The following is an 18563-nucleotide window of genomic DNA, read 5'->3' as shown; positions in this document are numbered from 1 at the left end:
GTTTAGCCTCCCCGGCAGGGTTGCAGAATATCATCCGCCGCCTGATATTTCTGTGTTTGTACGCCCGTTAATCCCAGCAGGGTTGAGAAGAGATTATCCTGTGAGAAATCTTCTGAGCTTGCCCGTTTTTGCAAACATGTCTGAGAGACCTGATAGCGTTGCTGATAATCCTCGGAGAGCCACAGCAGCATCGGCACATGTTTTTGCGTATCAGGTGCAATCGAATACGGCAGGCCGTGCAAATAGACGCCATTTTCCCCTAAGGATTCGCCGTGATCGGAAAGATAGACCAGGCTGGTGGTGAAATTATCCTGGTGCTCTTTCAGTATATTGATTGCTTTATCAACAATATAGTCAACGTAAAGAATAGTGTTGTCGTAAGTATTGACCAACTGTTGCTGTGAACAGGTCTGGATTTCGTTGGTATCGCAGGTTGGCGTAAATTTCTTAAACTGCGCAGGATAGCGGTTGTAATAGGTCGGACCGTGGCTGCCGATGGTATGCAACACAATCACGCCGTCGCCTTTCAGGTTATTAATGTACTCTTCCAGCCCGTGGAACAGGACTTCATCGTAGCATTCACCGTCAATACACTGCCCCGGCAGGTTCAGCTTAGTCATATTCTGGTGTGGAACCCGGTCACAAGCCCCTTTGCAGCCGCCGTCGTTATCGTTCCACAGAACGTTAATTCCCGCCCGTTGAATAATGTCGAGCACGCCTTCCTGATGCTGCGCCAGTTCTTCGTCGTAGTGCGCGCGTGGCATATCCGAGAACATGCAGGGTACTGATACTGCCGTTGCCGTTCCGCAGGACGTTGTGCGGGGGAAATAGACCACATTATCTTTTTCCAGCAGCGGGTTGGTCTGGCGCGAATAGCCTGACAGCGAGAAGTTATCGCCACGTGAAGTCTCGCCGAGAACCACAATCGTCAGGTTCTTACGCTTTTCTTTCACCATCAACGGATTGCGGTGTGCATCTTCGCCAATGCGTACCAGCGGCAGGTGGGCCAGCCTCTGGTGTGAATACCAGGATGACGTCGCCACAATGCTGTTGGATGGACTGAGGGATTTCACCAGTTCTTTGTTGTTGCGAAACAGTGAAGCGTAATCTTTATAGAAGAACGCAGCGACCAGCACGATCAGCAGTGCGGAGATCAGAATGTTCGCGCCACGAAACAGTATGCTGCGCATGACAGACGTGATCGGTTTGATTTTTACCCAGCAGGCAATAAGTGCGGTCAGAATGCCGCTCACCCCGAGCGTGATGAGCAGTTGTGGCGTCAGCAAAGCAAAGGTTTCGGCGGGGGTGGTGTCCATCATATTGGCGATCATTGAGCGGTCGATGATGATGCCGTAGGTCATGATGAAATATTGGGCCGATGCGCCAACCAGAATGAAAATGCACGCCACCAGGCGATTAAGCCACAGGAATGAGGCCAGTGTCAGCACAATGTTCATGACGCTGAACGCGACCACCGGCATTGATAAAAACACCAGCACGTTACGCACAGAGTCCAGAGGCAGGTCTTGCAGCACTTGTTTATAGAACGCAATGTTCAGGAAGGTCGCAAGATAAAATGAAATCAGCAGAAGCCAGCTGATTAGCCCGAGAGTGGGCCTTTTAAACAAGAGCTTTAACATTAAGGGGGTTCCATCGACTATGTGGCGCAAATCCTCTCAAAGTAAAATTAAGCCAACCTTAAGTTCTTAATGTTGATTTTTCGAAGAGCGGTGGGAGAACGTTGGCCCGATGAACTTACGCCATCGGGCCACGACGATTGTTGGTGTTAGTTATTGTTTACCGGGGCATCCAGTGGATACGGGTTTTTATGGATCCGGTTGTAGTTCAGTGCGTACAGCGCGGTGATGATCATCAACGTGACGAACGACCACATCACTTCTTTGGCTCCGGAACCGACAACCGCCCAGATGCAGTAGACAAAGGCGATAAAGGTCACCAGTAAGTACATCGGGCGTGCTTTACCAAAGTGACCATGGCCGAGCAGCAGCAGCGCGGCGCAGGTGTACAGATACGGCACCAGGGTGAAGATAACGGAGACCGAAGAGACCAGACCAAACTCTTTCGCTGCGTTCGGCGACATGCTGCTGAACTGGAAGATGGTCATCAGAATGCCGACGATAATTAACCCGGCCACTGGCGTACCGGCTTTGTTCACGCGGGCAAAAATCGGTGGGAACAGGCCGTCATCGGCTGCGGCTTTGGCGGTTTGCCCGGCAAGCAGCGTCCAGCCGCCCAGAGAACCAAGACACCCGGCCGCAGCACAGAAGGAGACAATTGCCCCTGCGGTGTCACCCAGCGCCATGCGTGCGGCATCACCGAACGGAGAGGCTGAAACACGTAGCGCCGCGTTAGGGATCATACCCATGATCGCGGTGGTGGAGAGCACGTAGCAAACAGCGGCAATCAGCACGCCGCCCATGGTGGCGATAGGTACGTTACGTTTGGGGTTTTTAACCACGCCAGCCGCGACGGAGGCGCTTTCTACCCCGATAAATGACCATAAGGTAACATTCAGAGTGCTTTGAATCGCGCCGAAGGTGTTCATGCCGCTGACGTTCCAGGCCGCCATATAGGTTTCACCGCGGAACCAGAACCAGCCGAAGACGGCAATCCCGACAATTGGTACCAGCGCCAGTACCGTTGCGACGGCCTGCACGCGGGTGATCATTTTCGGTCCGACAATGTTCAGTAATACGAAGATCCACAGCACGACGACACAGGTCAGCGTCAGGACCAGCGGATCTTTTAAGATGGGGAAGAAGTAGCTCAGGTAACCGACGCCAATGACCACCATGGCGATGTTACCAATCCAGCAGGCCAGCCAGTACAGTACGTTGGTCTGGTAGCCCAAAAAAGGACCGAAGCAGCGGCGGGCGTAAGCATAAGAACCACCGGGACTGGAGTCTAAGGACGACATTTTGGCGTACACCATCGACAGTGCCAGAGCACCGATAATCGTGACCAACCATCCGTAGATTGCAATCCCGCCAGTTGACGCAAGGTTTGCGGGTAGCAGGAATACACCGGAACCCATAATATTCCCCGACACCATAAGGGTGACGGGGATTAAGCCCACTTTGTGAGCATCAGCATCCGTCGACATATTTTCTAACTCCTGATAAGGATAAATGACGCCTTATCATACCTCGTCAAAAGTCTGTTTAATGATGACGGAGCTGGGGTATCGCTAATGCTGATATTATTATGGCTTATCGCTAACTGATTAAAAATCAGGCGGCGGATGGCTCCCTATGTTGACTAACATAATGCAGAGGTGTCATCCCATAGAACTCTTTGAATACGGAGATAAAGTATGAGGTACTGTTATATCCACACAGTTGAGAGACCTGGGAAATGTTTTTGCCGTCCATCAGTAATTGATTGACGGCATATCGCATGCGACAGGTGGTAATTATTTGGCTGTAACTTGTATTTTCACTTTTGAGCTTTTTCTTTAACAAACTAGGACTCAGGCATAAGCAACTGGCAACCATGCTTAAATTCCAGTCTTTATGTATATCGCTCTCAATTATGTGATAAACGCTGTCGCTGATACAGTTGCGCAGCATATACATGAGCAAAGAGATAAACTTTTTGCTGTCGAGAAAGCGTGATAACACCGTGAACAGTAGCGAGCGCGTACGCTCTCTTTCAGCTTCGTTCACTGTGTCCATTACGCTATGTTGGGCAGCCACCCTGAAGACATCCGGCGTCAGACACGCTGAGGTCATCACTGGGCTGGCACTGCGTTGCCAGAGTGGGATCTGTGAAAGGTCTTTATTTAAAAAGCGCAGATAGTCTTTAATGATATCGCGGCTAATATGTACAACCAATGCGTTATTAAGTGATGAAAAATCGATAATATTATTATCGCATGCCACCAGTGCCATATGATTAGCTTTTAAACTGATGGCGTCTTTACCGTTAATCCTTAACCAAACATCCTTCTCCGTTAATACAACAACACAAGCTTCTTTGCTGCAAAGCTTCATACCCAACTCCAGGAATATGAAAAAACACCGTAGCTCAACATCAGATGAGCCAAATCGGCTAAATTGAAATTGTATGATGAAACCAGGACCGCAATAAAATAACGTGTCTGAAATTAATTACAATGTTTGGTGGGATTTTTCTTATGTACACATTTTTTTACGCAAGTGGAAAGATGCTATTTGCGTATAAAAAAAGCGCGGGGTGGTCCCGCGCAAAAAGGTATGACAGTGTTATTGTTTTGCAGCAATACTCAGGAATTACTCAAGAATGACATGTCTACCTTAAATATCGGACTATCTAAAAAGAGACCTTATGCTTTCACGCACATAACGTGATAAACACCGTCAATAATTTCCGTTCCTTCGGTTTCATGTTCAAATCCAGGGAAGTGGTGGTCCCAGGACTGCAACGAACGCAGGTACCCAATTTGCGGGCTGTTGGCATCGCCAAAGTTTTCACCGGACAGCAGCATCGGAATTCCCGGTGGGTAAGGGATCACGGAGTTTGCCGCAATACGTCCCGCCAGATTTTCAATCGCCACCATCTCAACGTTGTCACTGACTATCGCGTTGTAAGCGTCACGCGGAGTAATATCCGCATCCGGCAGACCGGAGTAGGCTGCATTGAGACGGCTGCCTGGGTTGTTCTCTTTCAGCCAGGCGAACATGGTGTCGCCCAGATCGTGAATACCCATGTTGGCATAAGTGTCAGGATGTTCCTCAACCAGTTCTGGCATCACCTGTGCCAGCGGGGTATTGGCATCGTAATGGTGTTTGAAAGAGCACAGCGTGTTGATCAGTGTGCCCCATTTCCCGCGGGTAATCCCCATTGAGAACAGGAACATAATCTGGAAATCGGTGGTTCGGGTCGGCACGATGCCGTGGCGGCCAAGCCAGGCGGTAACCAGTGCAGCCGGTACGCCGTTCTCTTCCAGTTCGCCATCGTCGCCCATCCCCGGTGCCAGAATGCTGACTTTGATCGGGTCCAGCATGCTCCAGTTATCCGGCAGGTCTTTAAAGCCGTGCCAGGATTCGCCCGGACGCATCACCCAGCAGTTCTGATCGGTTGCCAGCAATGTGGCTGGCGCGTCGGCAAAGTCATAGGTTTTACCGGTCTGCGGATCGGTTACCACTTCTTTGTTCCACGGTTTGAAGAACCAGTCGCCTTCGGCGGTGAACTCTTTGTACAACCGTGCCATGGCCTGACGGAAATCGACTGCTTCGTCGATCACTTCCTGAGTGAGCGACAGGCCGCTGTTACCGTCCATCATGGAGACCGCCACGTCGTTTGAGGCGCAGATAGCATACAGCGGAGAGGTGGTGGCGTGCATCATGTACGCCTGGTTAAAGCGGGAGAAGTTCACAGCCCCACGACCTTCACGAACGTGAATGTAAGATGCCTGAGAGAGCGCATTCAGCAGTTTGTGGGTCGAGTGGGTGGCAAAAACGGTAGGACCGTTATGATCGCCCGGCGCGCCACGCATGGCGTAGTGATCGGCATAAATTGGGTTGAAGCGAGCATAGCCGTACCAGGCTTCATCGAAGTGGATGCGATCGCTGGTTTGTGCGAGCAGATCCTGTGCCTCTTTGGCGTTGTAGCAAACACCGTCGTAGGTACAGTTGGTCACAACGCTGTAAGACGGTTTTTGCCCAGCTTTGCCTTTGGTCAGTGGGCTTTCGCTGATTTTTTTCTGTAAAGTTTCAGGCTGCATTTCCTGCGGGTAGATAGGCCCGATAATGCCGTACCGGTTGCGGCTTGGCACCATGTACACCGGTTTTGCCCCGGTGAGGATCAGCCCCTGTTCGATGGATTTATGGCAGTTACGATCCAGCACCACGACGTCGTTGTCGGTCATACAGGCCTGCATGATGGTGCGGTTAGAGCCGGAAGTGCCGACCACTACGGACCAGGAACGGTCGGCACCGAACACGCGGGCAGCATTTTTTTCACTTTCCCCAAATGCGCCTGTATGGTCGAGTAAAGAACCGAGATTGGTACGTTCAATCCCCATGTCGGTACGGAAGAGATTCTCACCGTAGTAGTCATGGTACAGTCGACCGGCAGGTGTTTTGGTGAAACCGACACCGCCCTGGTGACCCGGTGCAGCCCAGGAATACTCATGGACATTGCTGTATTTCATTAGGGCGTTGAACAGCGGTGGTAACAACTGTTGACGATAGCGAGTCATCGCTGCGATGGCACGGCCAGCGATAAAGTCAGCGCTGTCCTCCAGAATCCAGGCGAATTCATCGACAAGCTCCAGCAGGTCGCGATCCAGCGATGCGGTGGCTTTTTCGCGATCGCCCAGCAGGAATACGGGAACGTTTTGCTGGCGCTCGTGGAGCTTGCCGATCAATTGCCTGACGTTCAGGTGTTCATCTTGTTGTTCCATTTGATAGCTGAACATCAGGCAATCAATGGCTTCATTGGCGGCGAGGATTGCGTAGCCATCGTCGAATGAGGTGGACTTAATGACGGTAACATTTTGGCGGCTTAATGCGTCAGCCAGACGTTCGACAGCGCTACCGACCCAGGTGTCCTGATGCAGAAACTCACTTTCAACAATTAATACTTTCATCATCTTTTACCCGGTTGTGGAAAGGTTGCAATCTATGAATTGCAGACACACCGTATGAATGTGACGCAGGCAAGTATTATCCTGTCAAAACGGGCTGTAAAGCGGGTGAAAAATAGTCTGATTTATGTTTAATTTGTTTTTAAACATATGGTTACGTTTGCTTGTTGGCGGTTTTTCACCACCGTTTATCGACAGGGGGAATATTTTTTTGGCTGATACTGATATGGCCGAATGATATCAACCAGCCATTGTTTGCCGATGCTGCTGGCTTAGTTTGCGGTACTGCTGCGGCGACATGCCGACAAACTTGCTGAAGGTGTCATAAAAACGGCTGCTGGAACGGAATCCGGCGGTCAACGCAACGTCGAGAATGGTTTTATCGGTATCGCTAAGCAATGCGCGGACGTGATTGATCCGCATTGCCGTGATGTACTGCTTCAGGGTGAGTTGCATCACGCGTTGGAAAATCCCCATCGCGTAGTTGGCGTTGAGCTTCACGTGTTCCGCGACGTCGTTGATGGTGAGCGCCTGATCGTAGTTATCGGCAATAAAGCTCAGCATTTGGCTGACGTAAAACTGGGCGTGCCGAGACACGCTGTTTTTGTGGGTCCGCGAGGTTTTATTGACGAGTATAGGCTGCCAGCCGGAAAGGCTAAACCGCTTGAGCATCAGACCAATTTCATCAATGGCGAGCTGGCGAATTTGTTCGTTCGGGTTGTTCAGTTCCTGTTGCCAGCGCTGAACTTCAAAGGTGCTCAACTGCTGCGACGCCAGCGATTTGATGACCATTCCATGGGTAACATGGTTGATCAACTCGCGATCCAGCGGCCAGGAGAGGAAAAGGTGCATCGGTAAATTGAAGATAGCCATACTTTGGCAACTGCCCGGACGCGTGAGTTGATGCGGCGTGCAGGCCCAGAATAGCGTGATGTGTCCCTGTTTTATCTGTACGACTTCGTTGTTGATCAGATACTCGACGTCACCATCAAACGGCACATTGATCTCCACCTGCCCATGCCAATGGCTGGCTGGCATAGCATGCGGTGAGCGCAACTCGATATCCATCCGTTGATATTCTGAGTACAGCGATAGCGGGCTGCGGGTTTGTTCTTCATCGCTACTGCACATGTGCGGATCGGGAGGAAGAGGCGATGTCGGTAATGTGCTCATGGTTGCTCCATTTCCTGAATTATCAGAATCATGTCATTTAACACGTATTAAGGCTGAGAATCAGGACACAAATTGGACCGTTACCATTGAGCATAGCGACATTTTGCGGCCACATACTCTGCTTTTTGGGTAATTTTGTCCCATAAACTCAGATCCAATAGGGTGCAGAGTGATGATCTGAGTTTATGGGAATGCTCAGCAGAGAAGTCGGAAGTTTTCAGCTATACGCTGTGCCACCATGACTGTGTTCACTAATGTTCTGGAGAGTCATGATGTCTGCACCCAAAATTACCTTTATCGGCGCCGGTTCCACGATTTTCGTCAAAAATATTCTTGGGGACGTCTTTCACCGCGATGCGCTTAAATCTGCGCATATCGCCTTGATGGATCTCGATCCTACGCGTCTGGAAGAGTCACACGTTGTTGTGCGCAAGTTGATGGATTCTGCGGGCGCGTCTGGACGAATCACCTGCTATACCGATCAAAAAGCAGCATTACAGGATGCTGATTTTGTGGTGGTCGCTTTCCAGATCGGCGGCTATGAACCCTGTACCGTCACCGATTTTACGGTGTGTAAACGCCATGGTCTGGAGCAGACGATTGCCGACACGCTGGGGCCGGGCGGCATTATGCGCGCGCTGCGCACCATTCCGCATTTATGGCAGATTTGTGAGGATATGACCGAAGTCTGTCCGCAGGCCACAATGCTTAACTACGTTAACCCGATGGCGATGAACACCTGGGCAATGTATGCGCGCTATCCGCATATTAAGCAGGTTGGGCTGTGTCATTCGGTGCAGGGGACGGCGGAGGAGTTGGCCCGCGATCTGAACATTGACCCTGCCTCTTTGCGCTATCGCAGTGCCGGGATCAACCATATGGCATTTTATCTGGAGCTGGAGCGCAAAACGGCGGACGGCGCCTATGTGAATCTCTACCCGGAGCTGCTGGCGGCCTATGAATCCGGTCAGGCGCCGAAACCGAATATTCACGGAAATACCCGTTGCCAGAACATTGTGCGCTATGAAATGTTCAAAAAACTGGGGTACTTCGTCACCGAATCGTCGGAGCACTTCGCCGAATATACGCCGTGGTTTATCAAACCGGGGCGTGAAGATCTGATTGAGCGCTATAAGGTGCCATTGGATGAATATCCGAAACGTTGTGTGGAACAGTTGGCGAACTGGAAAAAAGAGCTGGAAGAGTACAAAACGGCTGAGCGGATCGACATTAAACCGTCGCGCGAATATGCCAGCACTATCATGAACGCTATCTGGACCGGTGAACCAAGCGTCGTCTATGGCAACGTTCGCAATGACAATCTGATCGATAACCTGCCGCAAGGTTGCTGTGTTGAAGTCGCTTGTCTGGTTGATGCGAATGGTATTCAGCCAACGAAAGTCGGTGCTCTCCCGTCACATTTGGCGGCGATGATGCAAACCAATATCAATGTTCAGACTCTGCTAACGGAAGCCATCCTGACGGAGAACCGCGATCGTGTTTATCACGCGGCGATGATGGATCCGCATACCGCCGCGGTACTGGGGATTGAAGAGATTTATGCGCTGGTGGACGACCTGATCGCGTCTCACGGCGACTGGCTGCCGGCCTGGCTGCACCGTTAATACACAATCACGCCGGGCAGAGCATCCGGCGTTTAACCTCTGACGTTTCCTCTTACAGAAGGCGGGCGCTGGTAACAGCGACCCGATACCCTATGAGCATCTCTCTGACAACAAAACTCAGTTACGGATTTGGAGCGTTCGGTAAGGATTTCGCCATCGGTATTGTGTACATGTACCTGATGTATTACTACACCGACGTGGTGGGATTATCGGTGGGCGTCGTCGGAACCTTGTTCCTGGTGGCAAAAATATGGAACGCGTTTAACGATCCGGTGATGGGGTGGATAGTGAATGCCACCCGGTCGCGTTGGGGTAAATTTAAACCCTGGATCTTACTCGGTACGCTGGCGAACTCGTTGGTGCTGTTTTTGCTCTTTAGCGCACATCTGTTTGAGGGTACTGCGCAGGTCGTATTTGTTTGCGTGACGTACATATTGTGGGGGATGACCTACACCATTATGGATATTCCATTCTGGTCGCTGGTCCCCACGATTACGCTGGATAAACGCGAACGTGAACAACTGGTGCCGTTCCCTCGTTTTTTCGCCAGCCTTGCAGGGTTTGTCACCGCGGGCGTGACGCTACCCTTTGTAAACTATGTTGGCGGCGCGGATCGCGGGTTCGGTTTTCAGATGTTTACGCTGGTGCTGATCGCATTTTTTATTGTTTCTACCCTCGTAACCTTGCGCAATGTGCATGAAGTGTATTCCTCTGACAGCGAAGCTACCGCAGACAGCACCCGGCTGACGCTGAAATCAATCCTTGCGCTTATCTACAAAAACGATCAGCTTTCCTGCCTGCTGGGGATGGCGCTGGCTTACAACGTGGCGTCCAATATCATTACAGGTTTTGCGATTTACTACTTCACCTACGTGGTGGGTGATGCTGACCTTTTCCCATACTACCTCTCCTATGCCGGAGCAGCTAACTTGCTGACATTGATTCTCTTTCCCCGTCTGTCAAAGGCGCTTTCTCGCCGGGTACTGTGGGCTGGCGCTTCGGTTATGCCAGTTCTCAGCGCAGGCGTATTGCTGATTATGGCTCTGGGGGCATTCCACAATACTTTCCTGATTGTTACCGCAGGGATCCTTCTGAACATTGGTACGGCGCTGTTCTGGGTACTGCAGGTGATTATGGTGGCGGACACCGTAGATTACGGTGAATACAAGTTTAACGTCCGCTGCGAGAGTATTGCCTATGCCGTGCAGACAATGGTGGTCAAAGGTGGCTCGGCGTTTTCCGCTTTCTTTATTGCGGTGGTGCTGGGATTGATTGGTTATGTTCCGAATGCGACGCAATCTGCTGAGACCATCCTCGGCATGCAGTTCATCATGATCGCGCTGCCCACGCTTTTTTTCGTTGTGACACTGGTGCTCTATTTCCGTTACTACCGGTTGAATGGCGATATGCTGCGTAAGATTCAGATCCACCTGCTGGATAAGTACCGAAAAGTGCCGTCGCCCGTCAAACAGTCGAATACTCCGGAGATTCCGGTGGTAGTGGCCAGCGATGTGAAGGCCTAGCTATGGAGTGGCATTCCTGGATTGGCTATCTGGCGGCAACGCTGACGACGCTCTCTTTTTTGCCGCAGGCGATTAAGGTTATTACCACCCGCAACACCCAGGGTATCTCCGGTTTAATGTATGTGATGTTTGTGTGCGGGCTGGTGTTGTGGCTGGCTTATGGGTTATTGATTGAAGATACCGCTGTCAGCATGGCGAACTTTCTGACACTGTTGTTCGCCTTGCCGATTCTGGTTATCAAGTATCGCAGTAGGTAGCGCAGATTGCCGGAGAAGCGTTAGCGCTCTCCGGCCGTTTTCAACTGCCGATTGTGCCAGCCCGCCAACGCGAGGATCGTTGTTAACGCACCGAGCAGGGCGCAGAACATGTCCGACTGGGTATCCCACGGGTCACCCTGCGTGCCAAGGAAGTCTTCCGCACCTTGTCCCATTGCCAGCGCTGCCCACCACTCGATCAGTTCATACATTGCGCTAATCGCCAGTGCTACGCAGCAGACCAAAAATGCCAGCATTTTACGACCACGGACAATATTGCCGCGCACTAAAATCTCTCTTGCTGTCAGGGCTGGTACCAGCCCCTGGAAGAAGTGACCCAACTTGTCATAGGGGTTACGACTGAGATCCAGCCATTCCTGAACCTGAAAACCGACGGGAACTTTGGCGTAGGTATACATCCCGCCTACCATCAGAATGATGGCGTGCAAGAAAATCAACGTATAAAGCAGCGGCGTCAATGGGTACTGCTTCATGGTAGCCAGCAACAGCGGGACGACAATAATGACCGGCGTGACTTCCATCAGCCAGGTGATTTTCTCCGAGGCAGAGATACCGGTGTAGATAAGGATCAGCGCCAGGAACACTGCGCCAGTGTGCAAGATTGTGGGGTTCAGAGTGCGGAGCATTGTGAATTCACACGTAATGGAAAAGGTCACTATTCCCTGTGAACGGCAAAAATTCAATACCAGTAAATGGGGGGATAAAGTTGGCCCGGGGGGATCGCTGGACTGACGCCAAAAATTTAGTGCCAGTCCAGTGCCGGGCCGAATGGGTTACTTCGCGCAGTTAGCGCATTGTTTGCTGACGATTTGCTGGAAGAAATCGTTGCCTTTGTCATCGACCAGGATGAAAGCAGGGAAATCTTCTACTTCGATTTTCCAGATAGCTTCCATTCCCAGCTCCGGGTATTCCACGCATTCCAGATGCTTAATGCTCTGCTGCGCCAGTACCGCTGCCGGACCACCGATGCTGCCTAAGTAGAAGCCGCCGTGTTTGTGGCAGGCGTCAGTCACTTGCTGACTGCGGTTACCTTTCGCCAACATGATCATGCTGCCGCCGTGAGACTGCAACAGGTCAACGTAGGAGTCCATACGACCCGCGGTGGTTGGGCCTAAAGAACCGGACGGATAGCCTGCAGGCGTTTTGGCCGGACCCGCGTAGTAGATCGGATGATCTTTCACGTACTGCGGTAAACCTTCGCCGGACTCAATACGTTCTTTTAACTTCGCGTGGGCAATGTCACGACCGACAATGATAGTACCGCTCAGTGACAGACGAGTAGAAACCGGGTACTGAGAGAGCTGAGCGAGGATCTCTTTCATCGGGCGGTTAAGGTCAACTTTAACCACTTCACCTTCACCCGCCTGGCGCAGAGATTCCGGAATGTACTGACCTGGGTTATGTTCCAGTTTTTCAATCCAGATCCCTTCGCGGTTAATCTTGGCTTTAATATTACGGTCTGCGGAGCAAGAAACGCCCATACCAACCGGGCAGGATGCGCCGTGGCGAGGCAGGCGGATCACGCGGATATCATGTGCGAAGTATTTCCCGCCAAACTGAGCGCCAAGGCCGAGTTTCTGTGCCTCGATCAGCAGTTCCTGTTCTAGTTGCAGATCGCGGAACGCCTGGCCGTGAGCATTACCTTCAGTCGGCAGCGCGTCATAGTAGTGTGTGCTGGCCAATTTCACCGTTTTAAGGGTACTTTCCGCTGACGTCCCGCCAATGACGAATGCGATGTGATACGGCGGGCAAGCTGCAGTACCCAGCGTGCGCATTTTCTCAACCAGGAAGTTTTTCAGTTTGCCGGGAGTCAGCAGCGCTTTGGTTTCCTGATACAGATAGGTTTTGTTGGCTGAGCCGCCGCCTTTGGCCACGCACAGGAATTTGTATTCGTCACCGTCCACGCTGTACAGATCGATTTGTGCGGGCAGGTTGGTGCCGGTATTCACTTCTTTGTACATATCCAGCGCCGCGTTTTGCGAGTAGCGCAGGTTATCTTCAATATAGGTATTAAATACGCCTTTGGAGAGGGCCGCTTCATCGCCGCCGCCGGTCCAAACGCGCTGACCTTTTTTACCCATGATAATTGCCGTACCGGTGTCCTGGCAGGTTGGCAACACGCCTTTGGCGGCGATTTCGGAGTTTCTCAGGAACTGCAGCGCTACGTACTTATCGTTTTCGCTGGCTTCGGGATCATGGAGAATTGAGGCGACTTGCTGTTGGTGTTCTGGGCGGAGCATGAAGGAGGCATCGTGGAAGGCTTGTTGGGCCAGTAGCGTAAGTGCTTCAGGAGCTACTTTCAGGATTGTTTCGCCTTCAAACTCGCCGACACTGACGTGATCGGATGTCAGCAGGTAGTACTCAGTTTTGTCTTCCCCCAGTGGGAAAGCCGCCTGGTAAGTGAATTCAACTTTTGACATTTGCTTCCAGCCTTTTCATTTTTCTCAGGAATTTTAAAATTCTCTGTGTCTTAATGGTGGCGTGCCGTACCAACGCGGACGGCACGCGAACTGTGATTACAGGAAACCGTACATTGCGGCGAAGATCCAACCAAAGACACAGGATACGCTTACGCCGATCAAACCAGGCAGAATGAAGCTGTGGTTGATAACGAAGCGGCCGATGTGGGTGGTGCCAGAGCGGTCAAACTGAATAGCCGCCAGGTCGCTCGGGTAGGTCGGCAGAATGTAGTAACCGTAACATGCCGGAGCGGAAGCCACGATGTACGCTGGATCAACCCCGATTGCCAGTGCGACCGGAACAATCGCAGCCAGCGCTGCTGCCTGGGAGTTTACAAATTTGGATACCAGCAGCAGAACAATTGCATAGGCCCACGGATACTCTTTCACCATATTGCCCAGCACACCTTCGATTTCTGTCATGTGCGCGCCGAACATTGTTTCGGCCATCCAGGCAATACCGTACACCGCCACAATCGCGATCATACCGGAACGGAAGACTTCGTTTTTAGATATTGAAGCGGGATTGGTCTTCGTCAGGATAATAATCAGCGCACCGGTCAGCAGCATGAACATCTGGATAACCAGCACCATTGACAGTGGTTTGCCGCTAAAGGTAGGGCGCAGCTCAGAGAACGCGCCGAGTACGGCAACAACGGCGATAGCGGCAAGGAAGATCCACATGGCCAGCCAGTTGCTTTTCGGCAGCTTTTTGTCTAACAGCGTGGCGGTATCGCCATACACATAGTTGTGGTTTTCAGGTACAGAAATGAACTTCTGGAACTCTTCATCTTTATCCAGATCTTTACCACGGAACCAACTGAAGATACCGATCGCCAGGATACCCAACAGGGTAGACGGGATGGTGATGCTGAGCAGGTCGAGGAATTCGAGATGCTTGCCTTCAAACGTTACGTTACCCAGCATTGCCACCAGTGACACAACGGCTACAGAAACCGGGCTGGCGATAATACCCATCTGCGCACCGATGGAACTCGCCGCCATCGGACGTTCCGGGCGAATATTGTTTTTAATGGCAACGTCATAAATGATTGGCAGGATGGTGTATACCACGTGCCCTGTACCGCAGAGAATCGTCAGGGTGCAGGTAACGAAAGGTGCGACGATGGAAACATATTTTGGGTTACGGCGCAGCAGCTTTTCAGCGATTTGCAGCATAACGTCAAGACCGCCGGAGGCTTGTAAGGTTGCCGATGCGGCCACCACGGCAATAATAACCAGCATGACATCTACAGGTGGTTTACCCGGCTGGAGATGGAAAACGAAAACCAGAATGACCAGGCCGATACCGCCTAATAAACCCAGCGCGATACCGCCCTTTCTGGCACCATAAAACAAACATATTAATATTATGAGAAGTTGTATACTAAATAACATTTTATTTACCCTCGCGAAAAACCCAGTCAATTTTTTGAAAAATGGATCTGTGCCACATTCTTTTTTGCCAGAATAAGCATCAAAAAATGGTCAGTATTCGATATGTCCGTATTTGCGATTAATGTTCAAATGTCTTGCTAGAATTTTTTTTTAAAGTTATGGCGATATTTGGTTTTTTCTGTGGCTTTGATCAGAGGAGAGAATCCTCAGGCGATGGGAAGCAGAGCTGAACATGGAGAGCCGCGGTTGACGCTGTAATTTATCTATTTTGCGTTTTCCGCTATTACATGAACCACCGACAGAATGAGTGAGTGGGTTATTTATGTGATCACGGTCACGCCATTTCATGATGTGATGAAGTCGGCGTGCGGATACTTTTATTTGCTCACAAAAATGTACGGTGTCCATGGTACGTAGCATGGTCTCCATTGCTACCAGTCTAGATTTTGTATGTCTGGTTAATTTCAGACTAATCCTTTATGGGTAAAAATACACACTCTGCGAGTTAGATAATACTTAATTAACTTTTGTTAGCGATTTTGAAATTAAAAACAGTGTGATGTTTGTCAATATTAAAATAATACATTTAACATGCTGGATACAAATATATTTGATCTAACGCAAATTTATAATTTTGCAGTGTCAGCTGGTGAAATAGGGATTTTTCATTATTTTAATAATTGTTACTTTCAAATAACAAATAATCCCAAGTGTATTTATTGGCAATATTGTTTAAGCAATGAGTAGTGTTCAGCCTGCACGCGATAACGATAAACAGGTCTGCCGGTCACGCCATAATGGATGCTGGTAAATAAGATGTGACAATTGACGAGCCAGATAAGGTATTTACGGCAAGAGACGCGCGAGATATTGACCTCGTTAGCCAGCTCATCCGTGGAGAACTCCTGATCCTGGTGCTCATCAATCCACTGGCACAACGTGCGCAACGTTTGTGGCGTTAATCCTTTGGGTAAGCGCCGCGTTTCTTGTTCATTGGAGGAGCTGCCGTGAATCAACTGGTCAAGCTCAGACTGTTCATAGTACTGATGCTTTTCCATCTCAGTTTTTTTCTGTAGCCAGCCGGTGAGCGCCTCTTCAAACCGGGACGCCTGGAAAGGTTTGATCAAGTAGTCAACGACGCCGTAGTGAAGTGAATCTTTAATGGTGGTGGCATCGGCTGCAGAAGAGATGACGATGACATCGCACTTGCAACCTTCACTATGCAGAACCGGTAGCAGGTCCAGACCGTTTTCTTTTTGCATATAAATATCTAGCAAAATCAGATCGATATGATGACCGCTATGAAAGATTATCTCTTTTGCTTTCTCCAGCGTGGAGGCTGTGCCGCAGCAGTGAAAACCGGAGAGTTGCGCGACATAACGGCGGTTTAATTCCGCTACCATTGCATCGTCATCGACAATTAAGACATTGATCATCTGCTGGCCCTCTCACCATTCCACGGTAACTGTACAAAAAATTGGGTGAAGATCCCAGGTTCAGACTCGACGGATATATTGCCGCCAACGTTTTCAACCTGTTGTTTAACAAGCGCTAAACCTACGCCCCGTTCGGTTCCTTTTGACGAAACGCCCTTCTCAAAGATGTGCTCAATGTTTTCGGGGGCGATCCCCGGACCATCGTCATTCACTTCGCAATGCAACCAGCCGTGTCGATAATGCAAGGATACGCTGATCTCACCACCAGGTTCTTGACCTAGCGCTTCCAGGGCGTTTTCAATCAGATTCCCCAGAACGGTAATCAGTACCGCCACCTGATCTTCGTTGTTATTCTCCGGTAGCTGGCTTTCATTGCTGATGACCAGGCTATGGCCTAAATCAGATGTGCGATTAATCTTACTGAGTAAAAATCCTGCGATCACCGGAGATTTTATTTTTCCTAACAGTGAGCCAATTTCTTCCTGATAATTGTTCGCGGTCTTTAGGATGTAATTTTCAAGCTGCTTATAACTTTTCAGATGCAATAATCCTAGAATCACGTGCAATTTATTCATGAATTCGTGGGATCGTTCACGAAGTGCATCGGCATAGTTGACCATACCGTCCAGGCGTTGCATTAACTTTCGGACTTCAGTCTTATCTCTGAAGGTTGAAATGGCGCCGATGATTTTACCGTTGCTGAGTACCGGGACCGTGTTAATTAAGAGCAGCCGATCCTTCACCATGATCTCTTCATCGCGGCGCGGCGTTCCGTCATGTAGTACCTGTGAAAAATCGACCACTTGTGACCACGCATGGCTAAGCGTGGAGAGCTGGGCATCATCTTGTGATTTGTGATAATCCAGCAGCTCCTGCGCAGCTTGGTTAATCAACGTCACTTCACCGCACTCGTCAACGGCAATGACTCCTTCCTTTATAGAGTGCAGCATCGCCTGGCGTTGTTCGAACAGATTGGAGATTTCATAAGGTTCCAGACCAAACAGAATGCGCTTGAGGACCTTAACGAATATCCATGTACCGAGCAGCCCAACCAGCACGCCAAATAAGATTGACCAGATGATGCTGCCGCGGCTGTTATTGATCTGTTCAGCAACTCTGCTTAGCTCAAGACCGATCGCCACCACGCCAATTTGCTGGTGATGTTCGTCGTATATAGGGGTGAATACCCGCAGGGCTTTAGCCAGAAACCCGCGATTAATGGCGACATTCTCTTTACCTTGCAGGGCCAGCAAAATGTCATCGCCTTTAAATGGCTGGCCGATTCGCTGTGCTTCGGGATGGGAGTAACGAATGCTTTGCATATCGGTGACGACGATGAACAAAAAATCGTTGCTCTTATTCACCGCCTGGGCAATCGCTTGAATACCGCTTTCCTCGGGCTTTTTCATTAGTCCCTGGCGGATCTCCGGAGAGTTGGCCAACGTTCGCGCGACGGCAAGCGCTTTACTCGCTAACGCATCGCGCGTCATGTTGCTAATTTGCGAGAAATAAATCAGATGAACGACAAGCAGCACGGAGAAGAGAACAGCACTAACCATGAGGATCACGGTGGTGCCAAGCTTCATCGGGCGTTTGCGTATAGCAGTACGTTGCAGTGAGTGTCTCATCACGGTCCTGGAATCACGGTTTGTGCGGGTATTATCGCCTGATGGAGGGCGTAATTCAAAGGTGGTAGGGATTATGGAGCTTAAGTTGTCAGCCCTTCTTCTTTATATAGCGTAGAGTGAATTTCTTTCTATATAGAGGTTTTCATATCGGTTCTCTCCCTTTTCAGGGACGCTGACAGATAATTTGCTTACGATTGTGGATAACTCTGTGTGTAAATGGGTATAAGGCGGGGTTTTGCTGTGGAATGCAGCAGTCAGTCATTTTTCTGCAATTTAAGAGTTGCGGGCCACAGGAAACTCCCTATAATGCGCCTCCATCGACACGGCGGATGTGAATCACTTCACACAAACAGCCGGTTCGGTTGAAGAGAAAAACCTGAAAATGAGGGTTGACTCTGAAAGAGGAAAGCGTAATATACGCCACCTCGCGACAGAGCGCTAAAGCGCGTCGCAACTG

General features: G+C 50.3%; 13 protein-coding genes. 3 read left to right on the top strand and 10 right to left on the bottom strand.

Annotation, left to right across the window (positions count from 1 at the left end):
- Positions 1-2: 2 nt before the first annotated feature.
- From eptA to melR, 5 genes are all read right to left on the bottom strand, one after another.
- Positions 3-1640: a phosphoethanolamine transferase EptA gene (gene eptA / locus GUC46_RS21815; RefSeq protein ID WP_044702150.1), complete on the bottom strand. Its 1638-nt coding sequence runs from the start codon at positions 1638-1640 to the stop codon at positions 3-5.
- Between the two features lie 146 nt (positions 1641-1786).
- On the bottom strand, positions 1787-3124 hold the full coding sequence (adiC, locus tag GUC46_RS21810; protein WP_003031853.1) for an arginine/agmatine antiporter: 1338 nt from the start codon (positions 3122-3124) through the stop codon (positions 1787-1789).
- A gap of 127 nt (positions 3125-3251) precedes the next feature.
- Positions 3252-4013: an AraC family transcriptional regulator gene (locus tag GUC46_RS21805; protein ID WP_044702149.1), complete on the bottom strand. Its 762-nt coding sequence runs from the start codon at positions 4011-4013 to the stop codon at positions 3252-3254.
- 311 nt (positions 4014-4324) lie between these two features.
- Positions 4325-6592, bottom strand: coding sequence for an arginine decarboxylase (gene adiA, locus GUC46_RS21800; RefSeq protein ID WP_008321469.1), 2268 nt, complete (start codon positions 6590-6592; stop codon positions 4325-4327).
- A gap of 237 nt (positions 6593-6829) precedes the next feature.
- Positions 6830-7762: a transcriptional regulator MelR gene (melR, locus tag GUC46_RS21795; protein WP_003841146.1), complete on the bottom strand. Its 933-nt coding sequence runs from the start codon at positions 7760-7762 to the stop codon at positions 6830-6832.
- Positions 7763-8031: 269 nt separating this feature from the next.
- On the opposite strand from melR, the gene melA reads away from it, so the two are divergent.
- The 3 genes from melA to GUC46_RS21780 all read left to right on the top strand — a co-directional run bounded on the left by melA (position 8032) and on the right by GUC46_RS21780 (position 11167).
- Entirely contained in the window at positions 8032-9387 is a 1356-nt protein-coding gene (gene melA / locus GUC46_RS21790) for an alpha-galactosidase (RefSeq protein ID WP_003031864.1), read from the top strand.
- A gap of 92 nt (positions 9388-9479) precedes the next feature.
- Positions 9480-10910 carry a melibiose:sodium transporter MelB gene (gene melB, locus GUC46_RS21785; protein WP_032948355.1) on the top strand — a complete coding sequence of 477 codons (1431 nt, stop codon included), beginning with the start codon at positions 9480-9482 and terminating at the stop codon, positions 10908-10910.
- A 2-nt stretch (positions 10911-10912) separates the two neighbouring features.
- A complete protein-coding gene (locus GUC46_RS21780) occupies positions 10913-11167 on the top strand; it encodes a SemiSWEET transporter (RefSeq protein WP_003031867.1) in 255 nt (84 codons plus the stop codon).
- 20 nt (positions 11168-11187) lie between these two features.
- Here the strand turns inward: GUC46_RS21780 and GUC46_RS21775 are convergent, their stop codons facing one another.
- The 5 genes from GUC46_RS21775 to GUC46_RS21755 all read right to left on the bottom strand — a co-directional run bounded on the left by GUC46_RS21775 (position 11188) and on the right by GUC46_RS21755 (position 18106).
- Complete coding sequence (locus tag GUC46_RS21775; protein ID WP_003031870.1) at positions 11188-11811, bottom strand: DUF2238 domain-containing protein; 624 nt, start codon at positions 11809-11811, stop codon at positions 11188-11190.
- Between the two features lie 147 nt (positions 11812-11958).
- Positions 11959-13605 carry a class I fumarate hydratase FumA gene (gene fumA / locus GUC46_RS21770; protein ID WP_003031871.1) on the bottom strand — a complete coding sequence of 549 codons (1647 nt, stop codon included), beginning with the start codon at positions 13603-13605 and terminating at the stop codon, positions 11959-11961.
- 96 nt (positions 13606-13701) lie between these two features.
- Positions 13702-15042: an anaerobic C4-dicarboxylate transporter DcuB gene (gene dcuB, locus GUC46_RS21765; RefSeq protein ID WP_003031873.1), complete on the bottom strand. Its 1341-nt coding sequence runs from the start codon at positions 15040-15042 to the stop codon at positions 13702-13704.
- A gap of 716 nt (positions 15043-15758) precedes the next feature.
- A complete protein-coding gene (dcuR, locus tag GUC46_RS21760; RefSeq protein WP_003031875.1) occupies positions 15759-16478 on the bottom strand; it encodes a two-component system response regulator DcuR in 720 nt (239 codons plus the stop codon).
- Positions 16475-18106, bottom strand: a complete 1632-nt coding sequence (locus GUC46_RS21755; protein ID WP_003031877.1) for a sensor histidine kinase — start codon at positions 18104-18106, stop codon at positions 16475-16477. Before GUC46_RS21755 ends, dcuR begins: the two co-directional genes overlap by 4 nt.
- Positions 18107-18563 lie beyond the last annotated feature (457 nt).

The sequence above is a fragment of the Citrobacter sp. LUTT5 genome, from assembly GCF_009905315.1.
Lineage (GTDB): Bacteria > Pseudomonadota > Gammaproteobacteria > Enterobacterales > Enterobacteriaceae > Citrobacter > Citrobacter freundii.
This window is presented reverse-complemented; position numbering and strand designations above follow the sequence as displayed.